General features: G+C 63.4%; 24 protein-coding genes and 3 pseudogenes. 7 read left to right on the top strand and 20 right to left on the bottom strand.

The features are described 5' to 3' along the window. Nucleotides 1-16: 16 nt before the first annotated feature. The 4 genes from QMG52_RS04810 to QMG52_RS04820 form a co-directional block, all read right to left on the bottom strand. On the bottom strand, nt 17-214 hold the full coding sequence (locus QMG52_RS04810; protein WP_283559290.1) for a hypothetical protein: 198 nt from the start codon (nt 212-214) through the stop codon (nt 17-19). Further along, complete coding sequence (locus tag QMG52_RS22130) at nt 120-314, bottom strand: hypothetical protein (protein WP_502920447.1); 195 nt, start codon at nt 312-314, stop codon at nt 120-122. Before QMG52_RS22130 ends, QMG52_RS04810 begins: the two co-directional genes overlap by 95 nt. Before the next feature lie 302 nt (nt 315-616). Further along, nucleotides 617-742: a hypothetical protein gene (locus QMG52_RS04815; RefSeq protein WP_283559291.1), complete on the bottom strand. Its 126-nt coding sequence runs from the start codon at nt 740-742 to the stop codon at nt 617-619. A 122-nt stretch (nt 743-864) separates the two neighbouring features. Next, complete coding sequence (locus QMG52_RS04820; RefSeq protein ID WP_283559292.1) at nt 865-1,095, bottom strand: hypothetical protein; 231 nt, start codon at nt 1,093-1,095, stop codon at nt 865-867. A gap of 597 nt (nt 1,096-1,692) precedes the next feature. Between QMG52_RS04820 and QMG52_RS04825 the strand changes: the two genes are divergently transcribed. Beyond that, nucleotides 1,693-2,127 (top strand): DUF998 domain-containing protein, encoded by a 435-nt coding sequence (locus tag QMG52_RS04825; protein ID WP_283559293.1) that lies wholly within the window; start codon nt 1,693-1,695, stop codon nt 2,125-2,127. On the opposite strand, the gene QMG52_RS04830 is transcribed toward QMG52_RS04825, so the two are convergent. Next, nucleotides 2,092-3,339, bottom strand: a complete 1,248-nt coding sequence (locus tag QMG52_RS04830) for an MFS transporter (RefSeq protein ID WP_283559294.1) — start codon at nt 3,337-3,339, stop codon at nt 2,092-2,094. The genes QMG52_RS04825 and QMG52_RS04830 overlap by 36 nt on opposite strands. Nucleotides 3,340-3,349: 10 nt before the next feature. Next, complete coding sequence (locus QMG52_RS04835; protein WP_283559295.1) at nt 3,350-4,183, bottom strand: formate/nitrite transporter family protein; 834 nt, start codon at nt 4,181-4,183, stop codon at nt 3,350-3,352. 148 nt (nt 4,184-4,331) lie between these two features. Between QMG52_RS04835 and QMG52_RS04840 the strand changes: the two genes are divergently transcribed. After that, entirely contained in the window at nt 4,332-6,131 is a 1,800-nt protein-coding gene (locus QMG52_RS04840) for a plasmid pRiA4b ORF-3 family protein (protein WP_283559296.1), read from the top strand. Nucleotides 6,132-6,270: 139 nt separating this feature from the next. On the opposite strand, the gene QMG52_RS04845 is transcribed toward QMG52_RS04840, so the two are convergent. Next, the gene (locus QMG52_RS04845; protein WP_283559297.1) at nt 6,271-6,396 is read right to left on the bottom strand and encodes a hypothetical protein; all 126 of its coding nucleotides are present in this window, start codon (nt 6,394-6,396) and stop codon (nt 6,271-6,273) included. A 286-nt stretch (nt 6,397-6,682) separates the two neighbouring features. On the opposite strand from QMG52_RS04845, the gene QMG52_RS04850 reads away from it, so the two are divergent. From QMG52_RS04850 to mgtA, 3 genes are all read left to right on the top strand, one after another. After that, on the top strand, nt 6,683-7,042 hold the full coding sequence (locus tag QMG52_RS04850) for an AarF/UbiB family protein (protein ID WP_283559298.1): 360 nt from the start codon (nt 6,683-6,685) through the stop codon (nt 7,040-7,042). Nucleotides 7,043-7,166: 124 nt separating this feature from the next. After that, nucleotides 7,167-8,150, top strand: coding sequence for an ABC1 kinase family protein (locus QMG52_RS04855; protein WP_283559387.1), 984 nt, complete (start codon nt 7,167-7,169; stop codon nt 8,148-8,150). 168 nt (nt 8,151-8,318) lie between these two features. Then, nucleotides 8,319-10,988: a magnesium-translocating P-type ATPase gene (gene mgtA / locus QMG52_RS04860; RefSeq protein ID WP_283559299.1), complete on the top strand. Its 2,670-nt coding sequence runs from the start codon at nt 8,319-8,321 to the stop codon at nt 10,986-10,988. Nucleotides 10,989-11,270: 282 nt separating this feature from the next. Here mgtA and QMG52_RS04865 read toward each other — a convergent pair whose 3' ends face one another. The 7 genes and pseudogenes from QMG52_RS04865 to QMG52_RS04895 form a co-directional block, all read right to left on the bottom strand. Further along, nucleotides 11,271-11,852: a hypothetical protein gene (locus QMG52_RS04865; protein WP_283559300.1), complete on the bottom strand. Its 582-nt coding sequence runs from the start codon at nt 11,850-11,852 to the stop codon at nt 11,271-11,273. 87 nt (nt 11,853-11,939) lie between these two features. Beyond that, on the bottom strand, nt 11,940-12,236 hold the full coding sequence (locus QMG52_RS04870; RefSeq protein WP_283559301.1) for a hypothetical protein: 297 nt from the start codon (nt 12,234-12,236) through the stop codon (nt 11,940-11,942). A gap of 60 nt (nt 12,237-12,296) precedes the next feature. Continuing rightward, nucleotides 12,297-12,797: a GNAT family N-acetyltransferase gene (locus tag QMG52_RS04875; RefSeq protein WP_283559302.1), complete on the bottom strand. Its 501-nt coding sequence runs from the start codon at nt 12,795-12,797 to the stop codon at nt 12,297-12,299. A gap of 331 nt (nt 12,798-13,128) precedes the next feature. Then, on the bottom strand, nt 13,129-13,569 hold the full coding sequence (locus QMG52_RS04880) for a pyridoxamine 5'-phosphate oxidase family protein (protein ID WP_283559303.1): 441 nt from the start codon (nt 13,567-13,569) through the stop codon (nt 13,129-13,131). A gap of 49 nt (nt 13,570-13,618) precedes the next feature. Next, a pseudogene (locus QMG52_RS04885) lies at nt 13,619-14,691 on the bottom strand (zinc-dependent alcohol dehydrogenase family protein). A gap of 34 nt (nt 14,692-14,725) precedes the next feature. After that, nucleotides 14,726-15,196, bottom strand: coding sequence for a pyridoxamine 5'-phosphate oxidase family protein (locus QMG52_RS04890; RefSeq protein WP_283559304.1), 471 nt, complete (start codon nt 15,194-15,196; stop codon nt 14,726-14,728). A 125-nt stretch (nt 15,197-15,321) separates the two neighbouring features. Next, on the bottom strand, nt 15,322-15,531 hold the full coding sequence (locus QMG52_RS04895; protein ID WP_283559305.1) for a hypothetical protein: 210 nt from the start codon (nt 15,529-15,531) through the stop codon (nt 15,322-15,324). 169 nt (nt 15,532-15,700) lie between these two features. Between QMG52_RS04895 and QMG52_RS04900 the strand changes: the two genes are divergently transcribed. Then, on the top strand, nt 15,701-17,347 hold the full coding sequence (locus tag QMG52_RS04900; protein ID WP_283559306.1) for a GAF domain-containing sensor histidine kinase: 1,647 nt from the start codon (nt 15,701-15,703) through the stop codon (nt 17,345-17,347). A 20-nt stretch (nt 17,348-17,367) separates the two neighbouring features. Here QMG52_RS04900 and QMG52_RS04905 read toward each other — a convergent pair whose 3' ends face one another. Then, on the bottom strand, nt 17,368-18,042 hold the full coding sequence (locus QMG52_RS04905; protein ID WP_283559388.1) for a response regulator: 675 nt from the start codon (nt 18,040-18,042) through the stop codon (nt 17,368-17,370). 273 nt (nt 18,043-18,315) lie between these two features. Between QMG52_RS04905 and QMG52_RS04910 the strand changes: the two genes are divergently transcribed. Further along, nucleotides 18,316-18,777, top strand: a complete 462-nt coding sequence (locus QMG52_RS04910; RefSeq protein ID WP_283559307.1) for a universal stress protein — start codon at nt 18,316-18,318, stop codon at nt 18,775-18,777. On the opposite strand, the pseudogene QMG52_RS04915 reads toward QMG52_RS04910, so the two are convergent. From QMG52_RS04915 to QMG52_RS04935, 5 genes and pseudogenes are all read right to left on the bottom strand, one after another. Continuing rightward, nucleotides 18,774-19,235, bottom strand: a pseudogene (locus QMG52_RS04915) (PDDEXK nuclease domain-containing protein). The gene QMG52_RS04910 and the pseudogene QMG52_RS04915 overlap by 4 nt on opposite strands. After that, nucleotides 19,235-20,325 (bottom strand): annotated as a pseudogene (locus tag QMG52_RS04920) (IS630 family transposase). The pseudogenes QMG52_RS04915 and QMG52_RS04920 overlap by 1 nt, the downstream one beginning before the upstream one ends. A gap of 9 nt (nt 20,326-20,334) precedes the next feature. After that, entirely contained in the window at nt 20,335-21,045 is a 711-nt protein-coding gene (locus tag QMG52_RS04925; protein ID WP_283559308.1) for a DUF1016 N-terminal domain-containing protein, read from the bottom strand. A 294-nt stretch (nt 21,046-21,339) separates the two neighbouring features. Further along, nucleotides 21,340-22,491 carry a restriction endonuclease subunit S gene (locus tag QMG52_RS04930; RefSeq protein ID WP_283559309.1) on the bottom strand — a complete coding sequence of 384 codons (1,152 nt, stop codon included), beginning with the start codon at nt 22,489-22,491 and terminating at the stop codon, nt 21,340-21,342. Further along, nucleotides 22,484-24,115 (bottom strand): class I SAM-dependent DNA methyltransferase, encoded by a 1,632-nt coding sequence (locus QMG52_RS04935; RefSeq protein ID WP_283559389.1) that lies wholly within the window; start codon nt 24,113-24,115, stop codon nt 22,484-22,486. Before QMG52_RS04935 ends, QMG52_RS04930 begins: the two co-directional genes overlap by 8 nt. Between the last annotated feature and the right edge of the window lie 82 nt (nt 24,116-24,197).

Consider the following 24,197-nt stretch of genomic DNA (forward strand, 5'->3'; position numbering starts at 1 on the left):
GTCTTCCCCCATTTGGCTATTCGCTTAGCCTATCCTTCGGCAGGCCTGACAGCTCCGCTTCGATGTCCGCCACGCTCAGCAGACTTGACGCAAATTCTTCCGGCAGCGACGCGACGAGTTCAGTCTTCCACCCCGCGACGCCAATGGGCATGCTGAGACCACGCAGCGCATATTCCGCGACCCAGCTGCCCAACGTCGCGTGTCGCGGGATCATCTACGTTCTGCATGAGGGCGATGTGGTGGTACCACGGCAATTGGGCAAGCGGCGCTTGCCCAATTGTGTCGGCGTCCCAACTTGCGGAAAAGGTGCGCATATAATGAAAATTTCGAGGAGAGAATCCTCGCTAGCTAGGGAACTGAGAGCGTAAGTCCCCTCACAGCCGCGCGATAACTTTTGTTCCCCATCCTTATTCTCCTTGGCGGGCAACAATATCCTGGCCGATGGCCCAATAAGTTGCCACGAGTTACTGGTTGACCGTCGCGACAACTCGAGCGCGGCCAGTCGTTACCCGGGCTGCCACGGTTGCCAAGAACTCTGGGTACCACTCCGGCATCGAGCCGCGCCGGTGTTGATGGAAACGAGGCCCCGCTCGTCTCCAAGCTCGATTGGGCATCTTCATTCGCGGTCTTCATCAGAGTTCTCCTTCCACATCGGTTTGGTCCAGTCAATGTCGAATCCGGCAATCCGCGTCGCGTGCGCACCGACCCGCAGCACGAGCAGACCAAAGGCTTTCCTGTCCAAGGTCCTCCGACCCAGCGGCTCCGATCCGCCGCCGTACACCCGAGAACGGGGGTGCCCCACGACACCGGGGCCGGGCAGCACCGTTCTCGTGGGCGCGCCCCGTTGTCAGCGGCGCGCTACGACTACTCCAGGTGCGCCACTGCCGAAAACGAGAAGCGCGGCATCTCGGCGGCAGCGCCGCCGTCGTCAATAACGCCGGTATTGCCTCCCGACACCATCGCCGACAACGACGACGATGAATGGCACAGCGTGCTGGCCATCAACGTTCCGGCCTGGTCCGGCAGGCCAGGGCGCACTGCCGAACGAGGACGGGGCGGCCCCGCGACACCGGTGCTGCGTCCCTCCGCTCTCACGGGCCAGACCGTTCCTCGCGGGCCGGTACCGTTAATGCCATGCCTTCTTCATATCCACCGCTGATCGACATCAAGGTCGTCCGCGAATTGGTCGGTCCTGCGTCGTACACGCGGGACACGGCCAATGCCCGGAAGCAGTCGGTCCAAGAGGGGCACGACGAAGTCATTTCCTGGCGATCATCATTGCGCGCATCGGGACTGGGCGGGCGGCTAACGTACGGGCGCCGGATAATGGGGGAAAACCAGCGACCAGCCCGCCGCTCCAATCTGAGGTGCCACCCTGAAAATCCTGCAACGCGTCCCGGTGTCACCACTCCCGGCTGCAACGATCCAAACTGCCGCCATCCGCGCACGGCGACGATATTGCGCGGCGGCGATGGCAGGTGTCGTCACGTATATAGGGGTGGACGCAGTACTGCAGCGGTTGCCGCCGCATTACAGCGCGATCCGAGAGGCAGAGAGCAATCTGGCGGTGGGACCGTACGGCTGGGTGATGAATCTGAATTTTTTGGGCCGCGCGGTCACGACGTTCGCCGTGGCGCGTGCCGTGCTGGGAACGGGCCCCGCGTCGCGGATGAGGACCACCGGCGCCACCCTTTGGGCATCGGCGGAGTGTCGTCCGGGGTCTTGGCTTTCTTCTCCACCGATATCTTTACGGACATCCCCGGTCCTATCCCCAGCGCTGACGCCGCGGGTACTGAGCCCGCGGGCGCGTCCGTGGCAGTGCAAGCAGCAACGGCTACGCCCGGCGGTATTGTGCACCTAGTCGTAGCGGGGACGGGGTTTGTCGGCGCCTTGGCCGGAATCGCCGTGCTGACGCAATGGCTTCGGCGCTACCCGCCGCTGCGGCGCACGTCCCGGGCGGCCACCGTATGTGCCGGCGTCGGCGCCGTCGGCCTCGTTTCCCTGGGGTTGTCCATCAGATTCTTCCCGGCCGTCCTCGGCCTTGCGGAGCGGGTGGCGCTGGCCGGAATTCTCGGCTGGGCCTTTAGCGTGTCAGCGGGAATCCGCTCGCTGTCGCGGACCCGATGACCCGGTCGCGGACCCGATGACCCGGTCGCGGCCGGAATACACGGCGGCGACGCACAGGGCTGCCATACCTGCAGCGATAACGGTCAGGGGCAGGGTCCAGCCTCCGGTCCAGTCGTGCAGTGCGCCAAAAAGGACGGGGCCGGCCGCTCCCACGGCGTACCCTACAGACTGGGCCATCCCGGACAGGGCTGCGGCCTGTGAATGATGCACCGTGCGCAGGCTGAACAACGACAGGGCGACGACGATGAGGCTTCCGCAGCCGAGGGCACCAAAGATGATCCAGAGCAGCATCAAGCCAGGCGCCGCGGCCATGCCCGCATAGGCGATGAACACGAGGATGCTGCTGAGCAGCGCGACGAGGCGTTGATCGGGAAATCTATGCAGCACGGCCCCGGCGGCGAAGCTGGTCACGACGTTGATCAGCAGAAAAAGTGACAGATGTGCTCCGGCAGCTGCTTCGGAAAGTCCCTGGCTGTGTTCAATGCTTGGCAGCCAGGCCATGAAGACGTAAAACGAGACAGACTGCAGCCCCATGAAGGCGGTGACCTGCCAGCCGAGAGCCGATTTCCACGGCGAGAAATATGCGGCTCGGCGCTGGCCGGATGCCCGCTCCAATGCCGGGCGGCGCCGGAGGAAGGGCAGCAGGAACCCCATCGCCACCAGAACGAGCCCGACCCAGATACCCAAGGCCAGCCGCCAACCACCCGGAGAGGATTGTGCGATCGGCACCACGAGCGCTGTACCGATGGCTGCCGCGGCCGCCTGCACGGCCGTGTAGCTTCCCGTCACCTGGCTGACACGCGCGGGGAAGTCCCGCTTCACCAGGGAGGGCACCAGCACATTGAGGAACGCGATGCCCACTCCCACCAGCCCCGTCCCGATCCACACGAAGCCGATAATCGGCACCGAGCGAAGCACAATCCCGGCGGCGAGGATCAGCAAGGAAGCCCACAGTGCGCGGTCCAACCCGAGCCAGCGCGCGAAAGCCGGCGCAACAGGAGAGAAGAGGGCAAAGACGATCAACGGCAGACCGGTCAAGAGCCCCGCAACTGTACTGGACAGGCCCAGGTCGGTACTAATGTCATTCAACAGCGGCCCGACGCTGACAAAGGAAACCCGCAGGTTCACGGCGATTAAAAGGACACCAATAAAGGCAAAGCCAAAGCGGACGCTTCGTCCTGCCTTCTGGGTCCCCTCAGTCGTAGAAGGCATTTCCTCCCCTCTACCGCGGCGCATCCGGGTCCTTGGGTGAGTTTCGGCGCCGGTCCGCAATCAGGTCCTTGCTGCGCAGCAGGCGCAGCGCGGTCACCAGCAGCAGCCCGCCGGCCATGTTGAAGACCAGGGTGTAGCCGAACCAGCCCAGCCACTGGAGGTACGTGATGGGCGCCCCGGCGTGAAGGGCGCCGAAGATCAGCAGCGAATCCAGGATCGAGTGGAACAGCGGCAGTCCGGAGAGCAAAAAGCCACCGGCCACCGCGGCGACTATTTTGGCGACGTCGGAATCGGTGCCGTGCTGCATCCGGGTCATGAGGGTTATGGTGCTGCCGCCCAGGACGGCCAGGCAGATGTTCTGCACGGACATCGGCGTGCCGACAAAATGCTGCGCGGACTCCTGGACCGTCCCGGTCCATTCCGGGAAGGCACGCAGGACCAGCCACATGAAGGCCCAGCCGCTGACCAGGTTGGCAACGAGCGTACCCGCCCACAACTTTGCCAGCTTTCCGATGCTTGCCTCGCGGGCGACGACGGCGGCGATCGGCACCAGAAAGCCCTCGGTGAAGAGCTCGCTCTTGGCCAGCAGTAGGGCAATGAAGCCGATGCTGAAGGCCACGCCGGCCAACAGCGAGCTGCCGGTTTCATGCTTTACCGCAAGGTATGCCATGATCCCGGCGCTGATTTCCAGGCCACCGAAGGTCCCGGTTATGAGGACAGACGCCCAGGTGCGGTTGAGCCGCTGGGCTCCCTCATCCACGATCCGGCTAAACGAGTCCTGGATTTCGTCTTCGACCGGGGCATCGCTTTTGCCCAGTTGTTTACGCCGCGCCTCATTACTCATCCGGTGGAAGCCTTTCATCGCGGGAACTGGCTTTTTATCCTAGTAGGAGCGGTGCCCACAACGTGGAATCCAGACCACGAACTGGCATCGCGGCCGCCCGGAACGTACCGTCGTTATACGGCCAATTCCGCAACCAGGCAGGGATACGATGAGCAGGAACAGCAGAAACCGGCATAAAGCCAAAGACACCGCGGCCCGGAAGGGCAGCAAAGGTGCCGCTGGTTCGGCGTCGACCTCGATGAGCACGTTCCGCGCGGGCCGCGCCATTGACGCGCTCACGCCGGCATTTGTGCAGTGGTTCGACGACGGTTCAGCCGGCGCGGCCACGGCGGCTCTGGACTACCTGGCGGAAGTCAAAGCCGTCATCGGCCGATACATGGAAGGCATGGCCACAGCTGAGGTGACGGTCTTCGAACCCATACCGCTGGCGATAGCCACCACCGATGTTCTGGTGTCCACGGACGAGGAAACGGACGCCATGTTCATCGTCGACGCCGTTCACGCGTACGTCGATTTCCTCACCGAAACGGGCAGGTGGACAGGCTCGGCGGAGCAGCTGGCCCAGGTCATGGACTTCTTGAAAACGGTTGAGGAAGACGACGACGACCAACTTGGCCTGATCGAGATACCGGACCTGGGCGAGGATGAAGCCCTCGAGGTGTTCGCCGGCCTGCCGCTCATCCAGCGGACAATGGCCCTGCTGCGGTGGATCGGCGACGGCAGGCCCGTCTCCGGCACGGGAGCCCTGCGCCTGAAGGACCTGGAAGCGGCGGCCGCGTGCGTCGGGGTGTCGGTCCGCGGCGCCGTCAAGGGCGCACAGCCCGACGATGCCATTCCCATCGTCAGATCCATGCAGGACGTGCCGCTGCTGCCCCAGATCTGGGCCGCGATGGAAGCCGCCGAGCTGATTGAAATCAAGGCCACGAAGGTGATGCGGTTCGAGGACGCCGACGGCTTCCTGTCCGGCAGTACGGCCCAGCGGCTGGAGGAATACAGCTACTACACCACGCGGTTCCTGGAGCAGACCGTGCTGGGCATGGACCCGGCCTTTCCCGACATGTCGGCGACCCTGGTCGGGTTGGAGGTGTCGCTCCTGATCGCTGCGTCGACTCCTGAGCCTCCGTCGGTGGAACGCGTCCTCGCCCTGGCTGACAGGGTGCCGGAAGAGGAGAAGATGATTACGGATATCCTCGGCCGCATGACGGTGGGCCGGCTGGAAAGGCTCGCTGAACTGGGCCTGCTGACCATCGATACGCATTTCCGCGTGCCACCGGCGTTGATCGGCTGTGTGTTGGATGCCTTTGACGATGACGTGATTGATCGCCTGCATCTCGGGGAAGCCGTGGACGACGCGAAGCTTCCCACCGCCGCACCGGTCCTGCAGCTGAAGATCCAGCTCAAAAATGCCAAACCACCCATCTGGCGACGCGTTCTGGTCCCGGCCGACATGCCGCTGGACCAGTTGCACAGTGTCATTCAGAGCGTGTTCGGATGGTTGGATTGCCACCTGCACAACTTCCAGACCGGTGGTTTCCGCGGCCCTAGCTATGCTCCGGTAGATCCGGATGGCCTCTCCGACTCCTTTGGCGAACCATCCCTGGACGAGTCCACGGTCACGGTAGGCGAACTGCTGGGGGAGGTTGGCAGCAAAATGGTCTACACCTATGATTTCGGCGACGACTGGGAGCACGCCATCGCCGTGGAAAAGATCCTGACGGACGACTGCGGCGGGCAGCTTCCGCGGTGCACCGGCGGCAGGGGCGCCGCGCCGGCTGAGGACAGCGGCGGAACCTGGGGCTGGACCAAAATTGTGCAGGCCGTCAACGATCCGGAGCATGAGGAGCACGAGGAGTACCGGGAATGGCTGGCCCTGCAGTCCGGGGAGACCTTGGACCCCAAGGCCTTTGATGTGGAAGAGGCCAACGGGGACCTGGCCGATATTTTCTGACGCAGTGTTCTCACGACCGGGCCGACATGTGGCTACTCTATTTCCAGCTCCTCACCGATGCTGCGCGAGCGGCGGGTACGCCGTGCCCTTGATGACAGCACTCCAGGCCTGGTTGGTGGACCGATCGTAGCCGTCCACCTCAAAAGATCTCCGGATGGTCGTCGATGATGACGGCGAGCCGGCCGATGTCCGCGCTGCGCAGCGCGTCCCAGCACTCGCGGGTGGAGAGGTGCTCGATTGAGTGAACTTCGTCGTTGGCGTCCATAGGGCCATCCTAGGCTGGTCGGGACCACAAAGGTCAGCTGATTATCCTTAGCGGTCCGCCTGTGGAGGATCCCATATTGGCTCTCACCAACGGGAGGCTCTGCACGTCGGGACCGGCCGTGGCCAAGACACACCCGCACAGCCTGAGCCGCGTCGGATACGCTGGGGTAACTGTTGATGCCCTGGTTCGCTGCGTAACGTTGGAAGGACCGGATTGGCCAACCACCTTGAGCGCTACCGCCAGGTAGCTCAGACCCTTTCCAGGCACGGACTGGCCTGGCTGCTCAGTGCCACCGGACTCGAAAGGCTTGTCCCCTTCCCGCGCGGGCGGTGGGGACCGGGAGGATGCCCCGCTGAGCAATGCCGAACACCTGCGCCTTGCCCTGGAGGAACTCGGGCCCACGTTCATTAAGCTCGGCCAGGTCCTCTCCACCCGTTCAGACCTGCTGCCTCCTGAGTTCAGAAATGAACTGGCAAAGCTTCAGGACGACGCTCCTGCCTTGCCCGCAGGGACCGTCGAAGAACTGATAGTCCAGGAACTTGGCGCCCTCCCGACCGCTTTGTTTGCGGCCTTTGACCCCGAGCCGCTCGCCTGCGCCTCCATCGGCCAGTCCCATGCGGCCACCTCCATGGACCGTCGCCGATGATTACGACCTCGTGGGCATCGCTGCGGAATTTTCGCAGACACTGCGTGCCGAATTGGACTAACTGCAGGAAGGCCGGAGCGCTGAGCGTTTTACCGACAACTTCGCCGGCGACGACGGCATCCATATCCCGAAGATTTTCTGGGACTTTACTACCTCGCGGGTTCTGACCATGGAGCGGATCCGAGGAATCAAGGTCAGCGATCTTGCGGCCCTCGACGCCGCCGGCATAGACCGACGGGACCTGGCCAAACGGGCGGCCGGCGCCGCGGCAAAAATGATTTTCGAGGACGGCTTCCACGCCGATCCGCACCCGGGAAACCTGTTTATCGAAGACGGCGGACGAATCGGCCTGATCGACTTCGGCATGGTCGGCCAGGTGGACGAGAAACTGCGCGCCCAGCTGGGACTGCTGCTGGCGTTGGTCCGGCACGACCCCGAACGCGTCACGGCAGCCCTGCTGGAGCTGGCCACATCGCGCCGGGCTGACGAAGCTGACCGGCTGCACCGCGATGTGGTGTCGCTGATCGACCTCTATGAAGGTAAGCCGCTGGCAGAGGTCCCGGTTGTCCGGCTCATTCAGGAAACGTTGGCCATTTTGCGCCGTCATCATCTTCAGCTACCGCGGGAGATGGCGATGCTGCTGAAAATGGTGCTCATGACGGAGGGACTCGGGGTGCTGCTGGACCCGGCCTTTCAATTCGGAGAAGTGCTCGGTCCGTACGTACAAAAACTTGCTGTTGAGCGGATATCCGTGGCTGCCTTCGCCCGAAAGCTCAGTAAGGCCGGGAGCGACGCCGTCGAACTGGGCCTGGATCTTCCCGGGCAGCTGCGCCGCCTCCTTGCCGTCGTGGACCGCGACGGCTTCGAAGTCCATCTCCGGGCTGCTGAACTCGAGCCGCTGGTGGGACGGATTGAACGGATCGGCAACCGGCTCGTCGTCGGCATGTTGACCGCAGCCTTCATTCGGGGGATCGGTGAACTCACCACCGCCGACACCTCCCGCTGGCAGCAATGGCAACGACCCCTGCTTGGTTCCGGACTCGGAGCCGTCGGGAGCCTGGGCGCCTACCTTGGCTGGACGGCCCTGCGCAAACGCCGGCCACGCTGAAGCCAGGACCGGCCGCGGTCCCCGGCGTACCACCGGAGATGAAACAGAGCGGCCTGTGCGACAACGATTAGGGGACTTTCGGCCGTAGTCGGACGCCGGTCCGGGGCCTACACTAAGGCTGGCGGAGCGGTGCTCCGGGGGACCACCTGCAAGCATTGGATATTCAGTTTGGATCCGCAACGCCCCGTCAGTACGATCACCCGTCCGGATGCCGCTGAGCCCCCGGCCCTGAAGGAACTGGCCCGCGCCGGCAGTGTCGAGGTCCTGCATTCCCTGCAAACGGGTTCCGGCGGACTCAGTTCCGACCAGGCCCGGCGGCGCCTGCTTCAGTACGGTCCGAATGCCCTGCGGACCCACATAGCGAGCCCGTGGAAGGTACTGGTGCGCCAACTTGCCAGTCCGATTCTGCTGTTGCTAATCATCACCGCCGGAATCTCGGTTTTTCTGGGCGATGCGACCAACTCCATCGTCATCGGCGTGATCCTGGTGGTCAGCGTCGGCCTGGGATTCAGCAACGAATACCGGGCCGAACTAGCGGCCCAGGCGCTCCATTCCTCCGTCCGGCACCGGGCCGTCGTCGTCCGCGATGGAGCGGAAAAAACCGTGGACGTCGTGGAACTCGTGCCCGGCGATGTTGTCCGGCTCACCCTGGGTGCGGTCATCCCCGCGGATATGCGGCTCCTCACCGCGACAGACCTCCTCTGCGACGAGAGCATTCTGACGGGCGAATCCCTGCCGGCAGCCAAGGACCCGGCGCCGGTTACCGGAACGGCAGCGTTGGCGGACCTTAGCTCGTGCATTTTCATGGGCACGATCGTGCAGTCAGGGACCTGCAGTGCGGTGGTGGCAGCCACCGGCGGCCGCACCGAATTCGGCCGGATCGCCCTCGGGCTGGGGGAGCATCAGCCGCAGACGGAATTCCAGCGCGGCCTGAAAAAGTTTTCCTACCTGCTCCTGCAGGTTGCCACGGTCCTGACCTCCCTGATTCTGATCGCGAACCTGCTGCTGCGCCGGCCCCTGATCGAATCCCTCCTCTTTTCGCTGGCTATCGCGGTGGGTATCACGCCGCAGCTGCTGCCCGCCGTCGTCAGCACCTGCCTTGCTGCCGGAAGCCGGGCACTGGCCAAGCGGAAAGTCCTGGTCAAGCGTCTGGTCTGCATTGAGGATCTGGGCGACATGGATGTGCTCGTCACGGACAAAACCGGCACCCTGACCGATGACCGGATCAGTTTCCTGGCGGCGATTCCAACCGACAGTACGCTCACGGCCAGTGCGGTGAATGTGCTGGGCCTGCTCGCCACCGAATCCGACCTCGGACACGGGCGCAGCGGTGCTGCTGGGGCGAACTCCCTGGACGCGGCGTTGTGGGAATCGCCCGCGGCCCAGTCCTGGGACCCCACAAGCTACCGCCGGCTGGACCTGGTTCCCTTCGATCACCGGAGCCGTATGACCACCGTCCTGATCGACGACGGCGGCGGGAACCGGCAGATGATCGTCAAGGGGGCGCCTGAGGACGTCCTGCAATACTGTGCCAACGTACCGGCGGCTGCGCGCGCGGCGCTGGACGCCCAGTTCGACGCTGGCGCTCGGGTTGTCGCCGTCGCCCGTCGCGCATCCCCGGGCCTGGAAAGCCTCAAAGGTGCTGACCGGGCCGGCCTGGCACTCGCGGGTTTCCTGTGTTTTCTGGACAATCCAAAAACCAGCGCCAAGGACTCGCTTCTGCAACTGGCAAAACTCGGGGTAACCGTCAAGGTCGCCACCGGAGACAACGCCCGGGTGGCCGAAAAGGTCTGCACGGACCTTGGCCTGGACTACGGGAGGACCCTGACCGGGGCGCAGATTGACGCTATGGATGACGACGAACTCCGTGCCGCAGTGGGCGTCACCGGAATTTTTGCCCGTGTTTCCCCGGAGCAGAAGGGCCGCCTGGTGGGGATGCTGCGCACCACGGGCAGATCCGTCGGGTTCCTGGGCGACGGCGTCAACGACGCCCTGGCGCTGCACGGCGCCGACGTGGGCATCTCGGTGGACGGTGGTGCCGACGTGGCCAAGGACGCCGCCGACATCGTGCTGATGGACAAGGACCTCGGCGTCCTCGCCGAAGGCATCAGGGAGGGGCGGCGGATCTTCGCCAACACGATTAAGTACGTGCTGATGGGCACGTCGAGTAATTTCGGCAACATGTTCAGCGCCGCGGCGGCGTCCGTGGTGCTCAGCTTCCTGCCGATGCTCCCCGGCCAGATCCTGCTGAACAATCTGCTCTATGACACCGGCCAGCTGGCCATTCCGGGAGACAGGGTGGATCCGGAGCAGCTCCGCGCGCCCTCGCACTGGAACATTGCCTTTATCCGCCGGTTCATGCTCACCTTCGGGCCCATCAGCTCGCTCTTCGATTTCGCCACTTTTGCGATGATGCTGTTTATTTTCCACGCGGCTCCTGGCGAATTCCGGGCCGGCTGGTTCATCGAGTCGATCGCCACCCAGAGCCTGATCATTTTCGCCATCCGAACGCGCAGGGTGCCGTTCTTCCGCAGCAGACCCTCCGCGGGCCTGCTCTTGGCCACTGTGGCCGTGGTGGCCGTGGGGATCTATCTTCCGCTCTCGCCGCTGGGAAATTTCCTTGGCTTCGATCCGCTCCCGGTGCCGTTCTTCCTGGCCCTGTTGGCCATGACGGTGCTGTACCTGGTGCTGGTGGAAATCGCCAAGAAGCAATTCTTCGCCCGGACCGTGGAACCGGACAAGGCCCCGGCCCCTCGTGCAGCCGAGCACCATATCCACCGACGCGCAGCACGCTTCAGCGCACCGAGCCGGCACGTGCGCGGGCACCGTGGCACGTGATACCCGGAGGCGGGCTCAGCAGTGAAACTGGCCTCATGGGGAATTGGGTGGGCGGGAAAAATGAGACGAGGCGCGAGTACGTGACGGCGGCGGCATCCATGGCCGGCTTCACATCACTCAGTGGAGGACGGTTGCGGGACTGTACAGACCGCATCGGCTGCAAAGATAGACAGCATCACGATGCCGCTGATCACTGCCATGGCCGCCACGGCTCGTGTGTCCCAGAGCCAGCCTATGGGCGATGACGCGCCGCGGCGCAGTCGGCCTGCGTCGTGGTCGGGCTCAGGAGATCCAGAACCCGACGGTGCAGAGCAGACGCGTCTCGTCGTCGGCGCCGGCCGGTGGTTCGATAGCGGGTGGGAACACGCCGAAGCCGCGCCAGTCCTCGGCGTTGGGCACGACGTGCTCGTTCATTCCGGCGATTATCTCCGTCGAGAGGTGGAATGGGATACCGACGTGCTTCGCGATCAGCCAGGCCTGGAACGCGCGGTAGAGTGCCAGGTGCACCAGGCCCTCCTCCGCCGGGTAGTCGCCGTACTGGAAGCGGAAGGTCTTACCGGGGTCTATGCCGGCGCGCACGGCAGCTGTCTCGATGTCGTTGAGAGCGTCGTAGGCTGCGATCGGATCGTCGCCGAGCAGATCGCGGTCGCGGAGGTCGTCTCCGTCGGCGATCGAGCCGCCGGCGAGTATTCGCGGGACCCAGGCCTCGTCGTAGGCGTGGGCTCTCAGTATGCCGCGGATGGTCGGATTGGGGGTTTGCGTCCATCCGGCCGGAGCGGGCTTGTCGAGGTCCTCGGGCGTGACACGGTCGATGACGGTGCGAAGGGCGGCATCAGAGGCAAGGAACAGCTGATTGGTTTCCATTTTCGGATTATACCCGCGGCGTGCGGCTCTTCCTCTGGGCGAAATAACGCACTGGCCGACGACGGCGACAAACGAAGGCTGCCAAGGTTAGAGTTGCCGTCCCCTGCGGTCCCAATCGTCCCGCTTGGCCTCTTCCTCATTCCAGAACGGCCTGTCGTTGCGCCGGACGTGGATCAGGTAGCCCAGGAGAATCCCGCTGATCAGGAACAAGGCGGCAGCCGGAAGGAAAGCTGAGAAGTCCCAGTTGGCACCCCGCCAGAACCGGGCATTCAGGGCGAGTATGGTGCTGACAACGGCCAGACCGGCATCTGCCCACACCAGGAACCGGAAGCTACCCGGGGTCATTCTCGGTTCAAGCCGTTTGGGACCATCTGGTTCCGACATGTTCGAAGCCTACGGCCGGTGACCTGGGCTGTCGCGGTCCGCTTCGTCCGTCGCATCCCCTTATCGCAGTTCTTTTCGCATCTTGAAGTTAATTAGCTCTACCCCTGCTTTCACCGGGTGCTGTTCTGCTTCGACCGTGAAGCCATGCCGCTCGAAGAACGGCCGCGCTGTAATGCTGACGTCGGCTGAGAGCGCGGGTTTCCCTTCGCTGCGTGCATGCGCCTCCACGTGCGCGAGCAGTTGGTGCGCCACGCCACGTCGCTGGTGAGGCGGCGAGACGAACATCATGTCCACGTAACCGTCGGGGCTCACATCCGAGAAGCCGGCGATTTCGCCACCGATGGTGGCCACGATGCTGTTCCGGGCCAGCATCGCTTTGTGCCAAGTACCTGTGTCGCGCCTCTCGGGCTGAGCCCACGCTTGTACTTGCTCCGCCGTGTAGTCCGCGGCAGCAGTCTCTGTCACAGCCGAGATGAACACCGCCAGAGTTTCTGCAGCATCCGAGTGCTGGTAGGGCCGGATCACTACGGACGTGTGCTCTCGAGCTTGCTGACGGTCCATTAGCTCAGTCTTCCACCGAGGTCACCCGTTTCGAAAATGATCATCGATTACGGCGGGCTCGTGCATCCGCTCGTAGTGCCCAGGACTGACAACCACCGCGGCATACTGATCGCAATACCCGCTGAGGGAAGTTCACCCGACAGCTGCCGGAGTTCATCGGGGTGCAGAAACATACCTTCCACCACAACGAGCGCCCTGAGGGAGCGGGAACTACCTCCGCTTGTGCCTTTCGGCCGGACCAAGGGCCAGCTCCTCGGGAAGCAGCCGACGTCACGGTCAGGCAGGAAATCCACCCAGACGGGTACTGGAAATAAGGGTCTAAGCCCTGCCGTTATTCCATCCCTGCCCTCGTGGCGTAGCGCCGGCCGGTGATGGATGTGGGTTCAATCCTGATGATGTGGTCCTGGCCAACTCCCTGCCAGGGGAAAAGGGGCCGGCCGATTCTGTCCAGGTCCGCATCCGAGTGCTCCACGACTGTGGCTGCGCCTTTGATGATGACGCTCCAGGCAATGCCAAACTCGGCGCTGACGCTGTCCGCTTCGAGGGCAACGCTCCCGCCTGCCTCAATGGCGTGCAGCTGTGTCCCGTCGCCCGTCCGGAACACCACGGTTTCCTTGTCGACCCTGAAATTGACCGGAAACACGTCCGGATGGTTATCGCTGACGATGCCCAACCGGCCCACGCTGACTTCGGTCAGCAGCTGCCAGCATTCGGCCGCTGCCAGGATTTCCGGCTCGGGTACTAACGCTTCTTCTCGGGTTTCATCTCTCATGGAATGAGCCTAGGCTTTCGCAGCAGGTGCCATAAGGGCCAAACCTCATTTACTCATCGGCCTCGGGTTGGCGGCTGATGATGACCTTGAGCGCCTTGGTTTCGGCGGCGCGGGTGAATGTGTCATAGGCTGCCGGGAATTCATCGAAGCTGAAGTGGTGCGTGGCGAACTTGTCGGCTTGGACCTTGTGCTGGGTGACCAGCCGGAGCAGCATGGCAGTGCTGCTGGTGTTGACCAGGCCCATGCTGATGCTGATGTTGCGGATCCACAGGTCCTCAAGGTGCAGTTCAACGGAGCGTCCGTGGACCCCGACGTTGGCAACCCTGCCGCCTGGCCGGACGACGTCGACGGCCATGGCAAACGTTTCCGGGACGCCGACGGCTTCGATGGCGACATCCGCGCCGGCACCGTCGGTCAAGGCGAGGATCTGCTCGCGCCAGTCCGGGGAACCGGACACGACCGTGTGGGTAGCCCCGAAGTCAAAGGCCTGTTCCAGCCGGGACGGATCGAGGTTGACGGCGATGACGGTCGCAGCGCCGCACAGTCCTGCCGTCATAACGGCGGCAAGTCCGACGGGACCGGCGCCAATCACGGCCACCACGTCACCGGGCTTCACTCCGCCGGCCTGGACGCCGATTTCAAATCCCGTGGGCAGAATGTCCGAAAGCATGACCGCCTCGGCGTCGATGACCCGTCGGGCATTTTGTAGAGCGAATTATCCGCGTAGGGCACGCGGACATATTCGGCCTGTGTGCCGTCAATGAGGTGCCCGAACACCCAGCCGATTCCCGCCACACCTTCCTCGCCAAGGCAGTGGGAGTAGAGGCCGGAGCGGCAGTTGATGCAGTGGCCGCAGGACTTGATGCAGGAAATAATGACCCTGTCGCCCACCGCCAGATCGTGGACCCCGCTGCCCACTTCCGTCACCGTTCCCACGCCCTCGTGGCCCAGGATGCGCCCCTCCTGCACGGCCGGGACATCGCCCTTGAGGATGTGCAGGTCCGTTCCGCAGATCGTGGTGGTGTCCACCCGGACGATTGCGTCGGAGGGATTGAGCAGCACCGGCTGCGGTACATCGGTCCAGCTCTTCTTGCCGGGGCCTTGATAGACGAGCGCTTTCACAGAGGATCCTTAGCTGGTTGCGTGTTGCTGATGGCTATTCGGGAGCTGAATGCGGAGCTTGTGCCTGCGCGGTCCACCATTCCGCCGGCGGGGTGACTTGGAAGCGGCGGCCGGTGATGAGGGTGGGGGAAATGCGAAGGAAGACGTCCTTGTGGCCGGCCTCCCAGGGAAAGAGCATCAGGGAAAAGGTCTCCAGCACTTCGTCCGTGCTGGAGATGGCAGATGCCGGACCCTTAGCGACGACGCTCCAGGCAATTCCGGTGTCCGCGTCCACACCGTCGGCTTCCATGGCGACCGGCACTGCCCCCGCGGCCGCGGAAAGCTTGGTGCCCTCACCGGTGCGGAAGACCACGGTGGCATGATCCACCGTGTAATTAATCGGGAAGATGTCCGGGTGATCGTCCACCCATACGGCAAGCCGGCCCACCGAGACGCCGCGCAGCAGTGCCCAACAGACGCTGGATTCGAGGATTTCGGTGCGGGCGGCCGGCTGGTTGGTGCTCATGGAACCGAGCGTAATCCGGCCGGCCGGCGGGCAGTAGGGCATAAGGACCCTGTGCGAACTCCGGGACAGCAGGACGCGAAGTGGCACGACAGCCACCATCCCTGACATTCAGGACCTTGCGGCGCCTATTCGAACGATGCGCGGCGCGGATCGGACAGCGGGGTCTTCCAGATGTCCGGCTTCGTCACACTGAATCGTCGTCCGCTGAGATTGAGCGTAGTGATGCGAATGACGTGGTCCTTCGGGTCTCCTTGCCATGGTTCCAGGGAGGCTGCGTCGGCGCTGACGAGCTCCTCCGGGCGGCGGACCTCTCGAGCGGCTCCGCGTGAAACCACGCTCCACGCGAGTTATTAGAGACTATACGACGTCTGGTTTAGATAACGGAGAGCAAGACCTTCCATTCACAGCTGCCGAACTAATGCCGCCACCTCCGCCCCGTCCCCGCCGTCCCCCGCTCCCGCGGTAGTCTGTCAGCACTTAGTCGGATCCCTCTGGAGGTGCCGGATGAACGACTCCCCGAGAACGGGCAAACTGCTGTACACGCAGGAGCGCATGCAGGGGCTGATGGCTGCGGTGGTGTCGATCGGGGTGGAGCTGGACCTGGCCTCCGTGCTGAAACAAATCGTCGAGTCAGCGTGCACGTTGCTGCATGCCGGCTACGGGGCCTTGGGCGTCATCGGCGACGAGGGTGGTCTGAGCCACTTCATTACGGTCGGCGTCGATGCAAAGCTCGCCGCCAAAATCGGCCCCCTGCCCACCGGCCACGGAGTGCTCGGGCTGCTGATCCGCGAGCCGCAGCCGATCCGGTTGCCGGACCTGCGCGATCATCCTGCCTCGTATGGGTTCCCCGCACACCATCCGCCGATGCGGACCTTCCTGGGTGTGCCGGTCCGGGTCCGGGACACCGTCTTCGGCAACCTGTACCTCACCGAGAAGGAGAACGGTGAGCTGTTCAGCAAGGAGGACGAGGACCTGGCCGTCGCGCTGGCGACCGCTGCCGGCGTCGCGATTGAGAACGCGAAACTCTTCGACGATTCGCTGCTGCGCTCGCGGTGGCTGGAGGCCTGCATGGAGGTTGCAGCCGGTGCCATGGGCAGCGGCAGGCGCGGCGGAGAAGCCGGCCCCGATCTGGTCGCCGGGCGCGCGCTTGAGGTCTCCGATGCGGCCATGGTGCTGATCGCCGTTCCCTCCGACGATGGCGGACCAAGCTATATCGCCGCTGCTGCCGGTGCCGGCGCCGGAACGTTCCGGGGACGACCGCTGGACCTTGATGCCGCCGTCGTCCGCCGTGTACTGAAGACGAGCGGGCCCGCGGCCCTGACTGCCACGGAGCTAATGGGAGCCGGCCCGGGTAAGGCGTATGGTCCCGCCCTCGCCGTGGCCTTGGGGTCCGCGGACATGGCTCATGGCGTCTTGATTTTCCTCCGGTCTGCCGGCGCCGGGAACTTTTCGGCAGCCTTCCTGGACATGGCCGGACTCTATGCAGCCCAGGCGGCGCTGGCCTTGGAACTGGTGCGCACCAACCGGCTGCGCGAACAGCTGGTGGTCCTGACGGACCGGGACCGCATTGCCAAGGACCTGCACGACGTGGTCATTCAGCGGCTTTTCGCGGCCGGGCTGAGCATCCAAAGCCTGGGCCGACTCACGGATAACCCGACGGCGATGCAGCGGATCCATGCGGTGACCGGCGAACTGGACGCCACGATCCGGGACCTGCGGGACACCATTTATTCCCTGCAGGAAAGCGCCGGGAATGTGGAACTGCTCAGCAGCCGGATCCTGCGCAGTGTCCGCAATGCCACCCGCGAGCTTCCTTTCGCGCCGCGGCTGCACCTGGCCGGGCCTGTCGATACCGCCCTTGACGACGCCACCAGCGCACATTTACTGGCAGTGCTCTCCGAAGGTGTGAGTAATGCGGTGCGGCACTCCGGCGCGGAGACCATCGAGGTGACAGTTGCCATAGCGGACGGCCGGGTCACCTTAAGGGTGGACGACGACGGCACGGGCTTTGGCGTCCCGGCGCACCGGAGCGGACTGGCGAACATGGACCACCGGGCCCGGGAGCTCAACGGGTCCATGAGCGTGGACAGCGCGCCGGGAAACGGGACGCGGCTGTGCTGGTCCGTGCCGCTGCCGGAGGCCGAGGGTTGACGTACCGATATCCTGGCGCGTCAGGGGATCCGCGTTACGTACACCGCTGCCTGGGTGCGGCGCTCAAAGCCGAGCTTGGCCAGCAGCGATGACACGTAGTTCTTGACCGTCTTCTCGGCCAGAAACAGCTCCTGGCCGATTTGCCGGTTCGTCATCCCCTGCCCGATCAGGTTCAGCACCTTCCGTTCCTGGGCGGTCAGCATCGCAACCCTCGGATCCGGATGAGCAGGTTCGGCCAGTCCCCGGACCACACGGTCCTTGAGTGCGGAGTCAAAAAGGGATTCCCCACCGGCGGCACGGCGCAGGGAAGAGACCAGGTCAGTACCGCCGATCTCCTTGAGCACGTACCCCGCCGCACCCGCCAGCACAGCCCCCCGCACCGCCTGTTCGTCGTCGTAACTGGTCAGTATTAAGCAGCGTAGCGATGGGTCCACGGCGCGCACATCCCGGCAGACCTCGATCCCGGTCCCGTCTGGCAAACGCGCATCCAGCACACAGACATCGGGGTGAAGCGCGGGAATCTGCCGTGTTGCCTCGGCCGCAGAGCCGGACGAACCGACGACGGCGAACCCCTCGCCTTCCAGCAGTTCCGCAAGCCCACGGCGCACCAGTTCATGGTCGTCGAGGATGTAAACACCGATCGCTGGCGTCAAAGGATGCCTGGCGTCGTTCGGCTCTGTTGCATCCGGCGGCACACCGCCGGATGGCGATGTGTTGGAGGATTCGGAACTGGCCACGGAACCTTTTTCTACTCAGCGTTTTTCACTCAGCGTCCGCGGTGGCGGACAAGACCATTCTTCCGTCCAAGCCGATCCGGCAGCAAGGGTCCAAAGACCCCCGCTACCCGACCCGCCGCGTTCGGTACCGGAAGGGAGGGGAGGGCATGTGACTTTGGCCCCTACCGGCGCTCGCCGGCACGGGCAACACTGGAAGAACACGCATTTCCGCACGATCAAAAGGACAAAACCATGGTCACGCAAGATGCACAGGCAAGAATCGTCGTCGGGCTCGATGGATCCGATGCGTCCATTGAAGCGCTCCGGGAGGCTGCACGGCTTGCCTCGCTCCTCGGGGCCAACGTGGATGCGATGATCTGCTGGGACTTCCCCGGATTCTATGCGGCGCCCTATGCCCTCGGCGCCAGCGACTTCGAATCGACCGCTCGCCAACTCCTCGACGATACCGTGCAGGGAGCGTTTGACGGCGACACCCCGGCAAACGTCTCCGCCAGGATGGTCCAGGGACCGGCCCGATCCACGCTGATCGACGCCAGCAAGGGCGCAGCCATGCTCGTGGTCGGCAGGCGAGGGCGCGGTGGATTCGGCGGCCTGCTGCTGGGATCCGTCAGCTCAGCGTGCGTGGCTCACGCGCACTGTCCCGTGCTCGTCGTTCACCCGCCCCAGGAAGAAGGCCGACCCACTTACGACTAGACTCCGGATCGCTCGCGGTCAGCGTCATCCACCCCATGTTCGGACAGCTCGGCTTCCAGCTCTTCAATGCTTGGCAGGCTGGAGGCAAACTCCTCGGGCAGCGAGTTCACAACCTCCGTCTTCCATTCGGACACGCCAATCGGTGACTTGTAGCCGCGCAGCGCGTATTCCGCCACCACATTGTTCTTCGACTTGCACAGCTGCAGGCCTATGGTCGGTTGGTCCTCGGCGTGCGCCAGAAGGTCATCCACCGCCGACATGTACATTCCGAGCTGGCCAAGGTAGCCCGGATCAAACTTGGTGGCCTTGAGCTAGACGACGACGAACCGGCGAAGCTTGAAGTTGTAGAAGAGCAGGTCAGCGAAAAATTCGTCTCCGCCAACTACCAGCCGGACCTGCTCGCCCACAAAAGCGAAGCCATGCCCCAGCTCCAGGAGGAACTTCTGCACATGCTTCACTAGTGTCTCGCGCCGTTAATTCGTTTTAATAGTCGTCCCAGTGATTCGAGGATCTCCTCGGCGGTCTTCGTCCAGATAAACGGTTTGGGATTCTCGTTCCACCCCTTGATCCAGTTGCGCAGATCTTTCTCCAGGGTCTGTACGCTGCGGTGATCGCTGCGCTGGAGCAGTTCCCGGGTCACTTCGGCAAACAACCGTTCGACCTGATTGATCCAGGACGAGTAGGTGGGGGTGAAGTGCATCGTGAACCGCGGGTGCTTGGCAAGCCAGGACACAATGGTTGGACTCTTGTGCGTCCCGTAGTGGTCGCAGACGATATGCACGTCCAGGCCCACCGGGACCTGCGCATCGATCTTGGCCAGGAACTTCTTGAACTCCACGGCCCGGTGCTTGCGGTGGGTGGAGGCGATCACTGTCCCGTCAGCGACGTTCATTGCCGCGAACAGGCTCGTGGTGCCATGCCGGGCATAGTCATGGGTCCGTTTCTCGGGCATGCCCGGCATCATCGGGAAGGCCGGTTGTGATCTTGACAGGGCCTGGACCTGGGATTTCCTCCACACTGAGGACCACCGCGGATTCGGGCGGGTTCAGGTACAGGGCCCACGATGTCGTAGACCTTCTCCACGAAGAACGGGTCATTTGAGAGTTTGAACCCGTCGGTGCGGTGGGGTGTAAGGCTAAAGGCCTTCCAGATCCGCCCGACGGTGGACTTGGACAACCCGGCGCGTTCGGCCATCTTGGAGCGGGACCAGTGGGTGGCGTTTTCCGGAGTGCTTTCCAGGGTCGCAACCACGATATCTTCAACCTGCTCGGTGGTGATCGTGGCCGGACGTCCCGGGCGTGGATCATCGCTGAGCCCGTCAAGGCGATGTTCCACAAACCGTGAGCGCCACTTCGTCACCGTCGGGGCCGAGCACCCAAGCTGGGTGGCGACGTCCTTGATTGCCATCCCCTCCGCGCAAGCCAGTACGATCCGCGAACGCAGCGCCAGGGCCTGGGAGGACTTGCGCCTGCGGGTCCACCGAGAAAGCTGATCGCGTTCTTCCTCGGTGAGGATCAGTTCAGCCTTCGGGCGTCCAGTGCGTGCCATACACCAATTTTAACACTTATTCAACGAATTTACGAAGCAGGACACTAGCTGGGTTTCGAGCTCGCGCTCATTGTGCTGGTCCGTCATGGCGACAAAGTCAAAGACGTACGGGTCCTTGGTCAGTTGCTGGGCCAGATCCGAGTCCGAAGGCGGCAGGGTTGCCTTGAAGTTGGTGATGGCTTTGCCGGAGCGTTCGCGGAATCGGGTGCCGATCTGGTGCACCAGAATGTCTCTCGACCAGCCGTTTTCGATGGCCGCGGCGGCATACCAGAGCCGAATATCCTTGTCCTTCAGCTTCTCCAGGAGCGCTATCTGGTGGTACCACGGCAATCTTGCAAGGGATCCTTGCAAGATTGCTTCATCCGTCCACGCCTCCGCAAAAGACTTCATATAGCGCAGGTTACGGGGTGAGAAGCCTCTGGTTTCGGGAAAGGCATCCCTGATGTCAGCAGAAAGCCTGTCGACCACCTTTGTCCCCCAACCCTCTGCAGATTCGCGTTCCAGTAGGTCGGATCCGATCGACCAGTATGTTTTAAGCAGTTCTTGGTTTACCGATGTGACCACACGGGCTCGTCCGGCCGAGACGCGATGAGCGACTGTTGCGAGTAACTCCGGGTACCACTCCGGCATCGCCGAGCGCGCCGGCGTCGAAGGGAACGATGCACCCGCGTCCGGCTCTTCATCTTCTTTGTTGCTGTCCTTCGGCTCGTTGCTTTTCACTGTGCCGCCTCCAAGGCTCCCGCATCCCTGACCCGGAGATTTCCGGGGTTCAGCTGCGGCAGCAGCGTATCGCCGGCCACAGACATTCTTCCGCTGCCGGGCTACAACCTGTGGAGAAGTCGGGCGAAGCCGAAAACCTGGCAGCTGGCAATTGGGCAAGCAGCGCTTGCACTATTAGCTGATCTAATTGTGCAACGAGCCGTTGCACAATTGGATTTTGTGTTTGCGCACGGCTACGACAAATGCCCGGGCCAATGTTGCAAGTTTGCCTTGCAACATTGGGAACTGTCGCCTCTAAGCTCGCACCACGGTCTCGAGCACCTTCTCCGCGTCCCTGACTCGAAGCTTGCCGGACATCAGCTGCGGGAGGAGTGCGTCGCGAGTGGCTTCCAGGGCTCGGCTTTCAAGTTCTCGGCTCTGGAGGAGTGAGAGAACACCAGAGAATGTTGCCCTGAAGGATTCCGCATGGGCTGCCCCAGGAACCCGAACCTCCTTCTTTGTTAAGTTCAACCAGTGCCGCTTGTACTCTTCGTGTTGTTGAACGCCTTGTAAGGCACAGAAGAGAACGACTTCAGGCAACTCACGAGCCTTGAACGGAATGGTGTTGGGGCCGAGCGCGAAATTTCGAACCGAAATTCGTAACTTACACGTATGGTCACCGAAAAAGAGGACTGGGTTCTCCTCATCGGCCATGAAGCTTGGCATATTGGAGACATGGCCTAAGAGCCCAGCTTCGCTTTGGTCGAAGACGGGGGTATCGCCGACCGCTTGGATATCACTCTTCGTGACTTTGTGCGGTGCGGGCATGCGCTCGACCAACGATTCGACAACCCTAGTTTCCGTCGGAACAGTGATCATCATTCGTCTATAAGAGGCGTGCATAAGTTGTACGGCCGTCGCGGCGAGTTTGGTGTTGGCGGCGATCTTGTCGTCGAGCGCGCCCAGCACCTCCGCAATGGCCCGCTGGACCATTAGCGGCGGAATATTGGTTTTGTAATCACCAATGCGGGAAGGACTGGTATGCCTGACCGTGCTGCCAGAAGCAGTACCGATGATGTGTGCCCTGTACGCGGACGTTCTCAGCATGTAGTTCAGAAAGAACTTGTCCAGACGGAATGGATCCGTGATTTCAACGAGTCCGATCCTTTGGTTGTGAAGGTATTCTCCGGTGCTCGGCACAAGGGCCGGGAGGCCGAGGGTATCGCCCTCCTTGCTGAGGTCGGTCATGGTCACAATTAAATCGTTTGGCGCTAACCTATATGACTCGGGATAAGGACCAAGAAACGTTTTGGGCTTGGTGTCCTTGAATCCACCGCCAATTGCAAAGTTGCCGGGTGTTACCAGGGTCGGGTAGGCAGGATCGTCACCAAACTCGTCGCCAGGAAACGCAAATCCATGTTTAACCTGTAGGACTTCGTAAAGCCGAATGGCGGAGATGTCAGACATCGACCCTCCGCAGCTGCTCCCGCACAACAGCTGCCAGCCGCGCGGACTCGTCGAACTGCTCGAACAACTGCACTTTGAGCCGCTCGATCTTCTCCTCGATGGGTTCGCCGTCGTCCTCGACCTCGGCGGCGCCAACGTAGCGTCCTGGGGTGAGTGCGTAGTCGGCTGCCTTGACCTCTGCGAGGGTGGCCGAATAGCAGTAGCCGGGTTCGTCGTCGTACGCCAGGCCCGCATCGACGGCGGAAGGGGTGCCGCGCCAGCCGTGGAAGGTGCCGGCGATTTTCGCGATGTCCTCATCGGAGAGAGCCCGCTCGGCGCGGTCCACCATATAGCCGAGGTTGCGGGCATCGATGAACAAGACCTGGCCGGTCCGGTCCACGGAGCCGCCCGGTCCAACGCCCTTGTCCTTGGCGAAGAACCAGGTGCAGACGGGAATGCCGGTGGAGCGGAAGAGCTGGGTGGGCAGGGCGATCATGCAGGAGACCAGGTCGGCCTCGACCAGCTGGGCGCGGATCTCGCCTTCGCCGCCGGAGTTCGACGACATGGAGCCGTTCGCCATGACCACGCCGGCACTGCCGCCGGGGGCCAGCTTGGAGATGATGTGCTGGATCCAGGCGTAGTTGGCGTTGCCTGCGGGCGGGACGCCGTATTTCCAGCGCGAATCGGATTCGGAGCGGGCCCAGTCCTTGATGTTGAAGGGCGGGTTGGCCATGATGAAGTCGGCGCCGCGGTCGCCGGTGAGCTCGGGATGCTGGTCGCGGGCAAAGGTGTCGCCCCAGCGGGTGGCGAGATTGGCGTTGAGGCCGTGGATGGCGAGGTTCATTTTGGCCATCCGCCAGGTGCGTTCGTTGAGCTCCTGCCCGTAGACGGAGATGTCCGAGCCCTCTTTGGCGTGGTGTTCCAGGAACTTTTCGGTCTGGACGAACATGCCGCCGGAGCCGCAGCAGGGATCGTAGACGCGGCCGTGGGTGGGTTCGAGCACCTCCACCAGCACGCGGACCACGCCGGCGGGGGTGTAGAACTCGCCGCCGCGCTTGCCTTCGGCGCGGGCGAATTTCTCCAGGAAGTATTCGTACACCTCGCCGAGCAGGTCGCGGGCCTTGGTGGCGCCGTGGCCGGTGAAGCGGGCGGAGTTGAACAGGTCCAGCAGTTCGCCCAGGCGGCGCTGGTCGATGTTGTCCCGGTTGAAGATGCGCGGCAGGGTGGCGGCGAGGGTGGGGTTGGAGCCCATGATCAGTTCCATCGCATCATCAATGAGCTCGCCGATGGTCTTCGCGGCCCCCGCGGCGTCCGCGGCGTCCCCGGCGTCCGGGCCTTCGGCAGCGGCGCCGGCCTGGGTGCCCTTGGCATTTTGCGCCAGAAAGGTCCAGCGCGCGCGGGCGGGAACCCAGAAGACGCCGCGGCCGGTGTATTCGTCCGTGTCGTCAATGAGTTGGGCCACCTGCTCGGCGTTCAAGCCTTCGGCGGCCAGTTCGGTCTCGATCTGTCCGCGCCGCTCGTCGAACGCATCGGAGACGTACTTCAGGAACACCAGCCCCAGGATCACGTCCTTATACTGCGAGGCGTCCATGGAACCGCGCAGTTTATCCGCGGCCTTCCACAGCGTGTCCTTGAGTTCCTTCATGGTGGAGGGCAGCGCGGCAATCTTGGGCGCGGCAGACTTCGGGGGCACTAGGGGGTTCCTTTCGGGGGAGCGTGGTGAACGG

The organism is Paenarthrobacter sp. PH39-S1 (assembly GCF_030063245.1).
GTDB lineage: Bacteria > Actinomycetota > Actinomycetes > Actinomycetales > Micrococcaceae > Arthrobacter_M.

Excerpts from the sequence above, each read along its gene's own strand:
- QMG52_RS04930 (WP_283559309.1), bottom strand. The coding sequence starts at position 22,491 with ATGTCTGACATCTCCGCCATTCGGCTTTACGAAGTCCTACAGGTTAAA.
- QMG52_RS04890 (WP_283559304.1), bottom strand. The coding sequence starts at position 15,196 with ATGAGCACCAACCAGCCGGCCGCCCGCACCGAAATCCTCGAATCCAGC.
- QMG52_RS04840 (WP_283559296.1), top strand. The coding sequence starts at position 4,332 with ATGAGCAGGAACAGCAGAAACCGGCATAAAGCCAAAGACACCGCGGCC.
- QMG52_RS04830 (WP_283559294.1), bottom strand. The coding sequence starts at position 3,339 with ATGCCTTCTACGACTGAGGGGACCCAGAAGGCAGGACGAAGCGTCCGC.
- QMG52_RS04875 (WP_283559302.1), bottom strand. The coding sequence starts at position 12,797 with ATGGACCGTCAGCAAGCTCGAGAGCACACGTCCGTAGTGATCCGGCCC.
- QMG52_RS04870 (WP_283559301.1), bottom strand. The coding sequence starts at position 12,236 with ATGTCGGAACCAGATGGTCCCAAACGGCTTGAACCGAGAATGACCCCG.
- QMG52_RS04910 (WP_283559307.1), top strand. The coding sequence starts at position 18,316 with ATGGTCACGCAAGATGCACAGGCAAGAATCGTCGTCGGGCTCGATGGA.
- QMG52_RS04900 (WP_283559306.1), top strand. The coding sequence starts at position 15,701 with ATGAACGACTCCCCGAGAACGGGCAAACTGCTGTACACGCAGGAGCGC.
- QMG52_RS04880 (WP_283559303.1), bottom strand. The coding sequence starts at position 13,569 with ATGAGAGATGAAACCCGAGAAGAAGCGTTAGTACCCGAGCCGGAAATC.
- QMG52_RS04835 (WP_283559295.1), bottom strand. The coding sequence starts at position 4,183 with ATGAGTAATGAGGCGCGGCGTAAACAACTGGGCAAAAGCGATGCCCCG.
- QMG52_RS04865 (WP_283559300.1), bottom strand. The coding sequence starts at position 11,852 with ATGGAAACCAATCAGCTGTTCCTTGCCTCTGATGCCGCCCTTCGCACC.
- QMG52_RS04935 (WP_283559389.1), bottom strand. The coding sequence starts at position 24,115 with ATGAAGGAACTCAAGGACACGCTGTGGAAGGCCGCGGATAAACTGCGC.
- QMG52_RS04845 (WP_283559297.1), bottom strand. The coding sequence starts at position 6,396 with ATGGACGCCAACGACGAAGTTCACTCAATCGAGCACCTCTCCACCCGC.
- QMG52_RS22130 (WP_502920447.1), bottom strand. The coding sequence starts at position 314 with ATGCGCACCTTTTCCGCAAGTTGGGACGCCGACACAATTGGGCAAGCG.
- QMG52_RS04810 (WP_283559290.1), bottom strand. The coding sequence starts at position 214 with ATGATCCCGCGACACGCGACGTTGGGCAGCTGGGTCGCGGAATATGCG.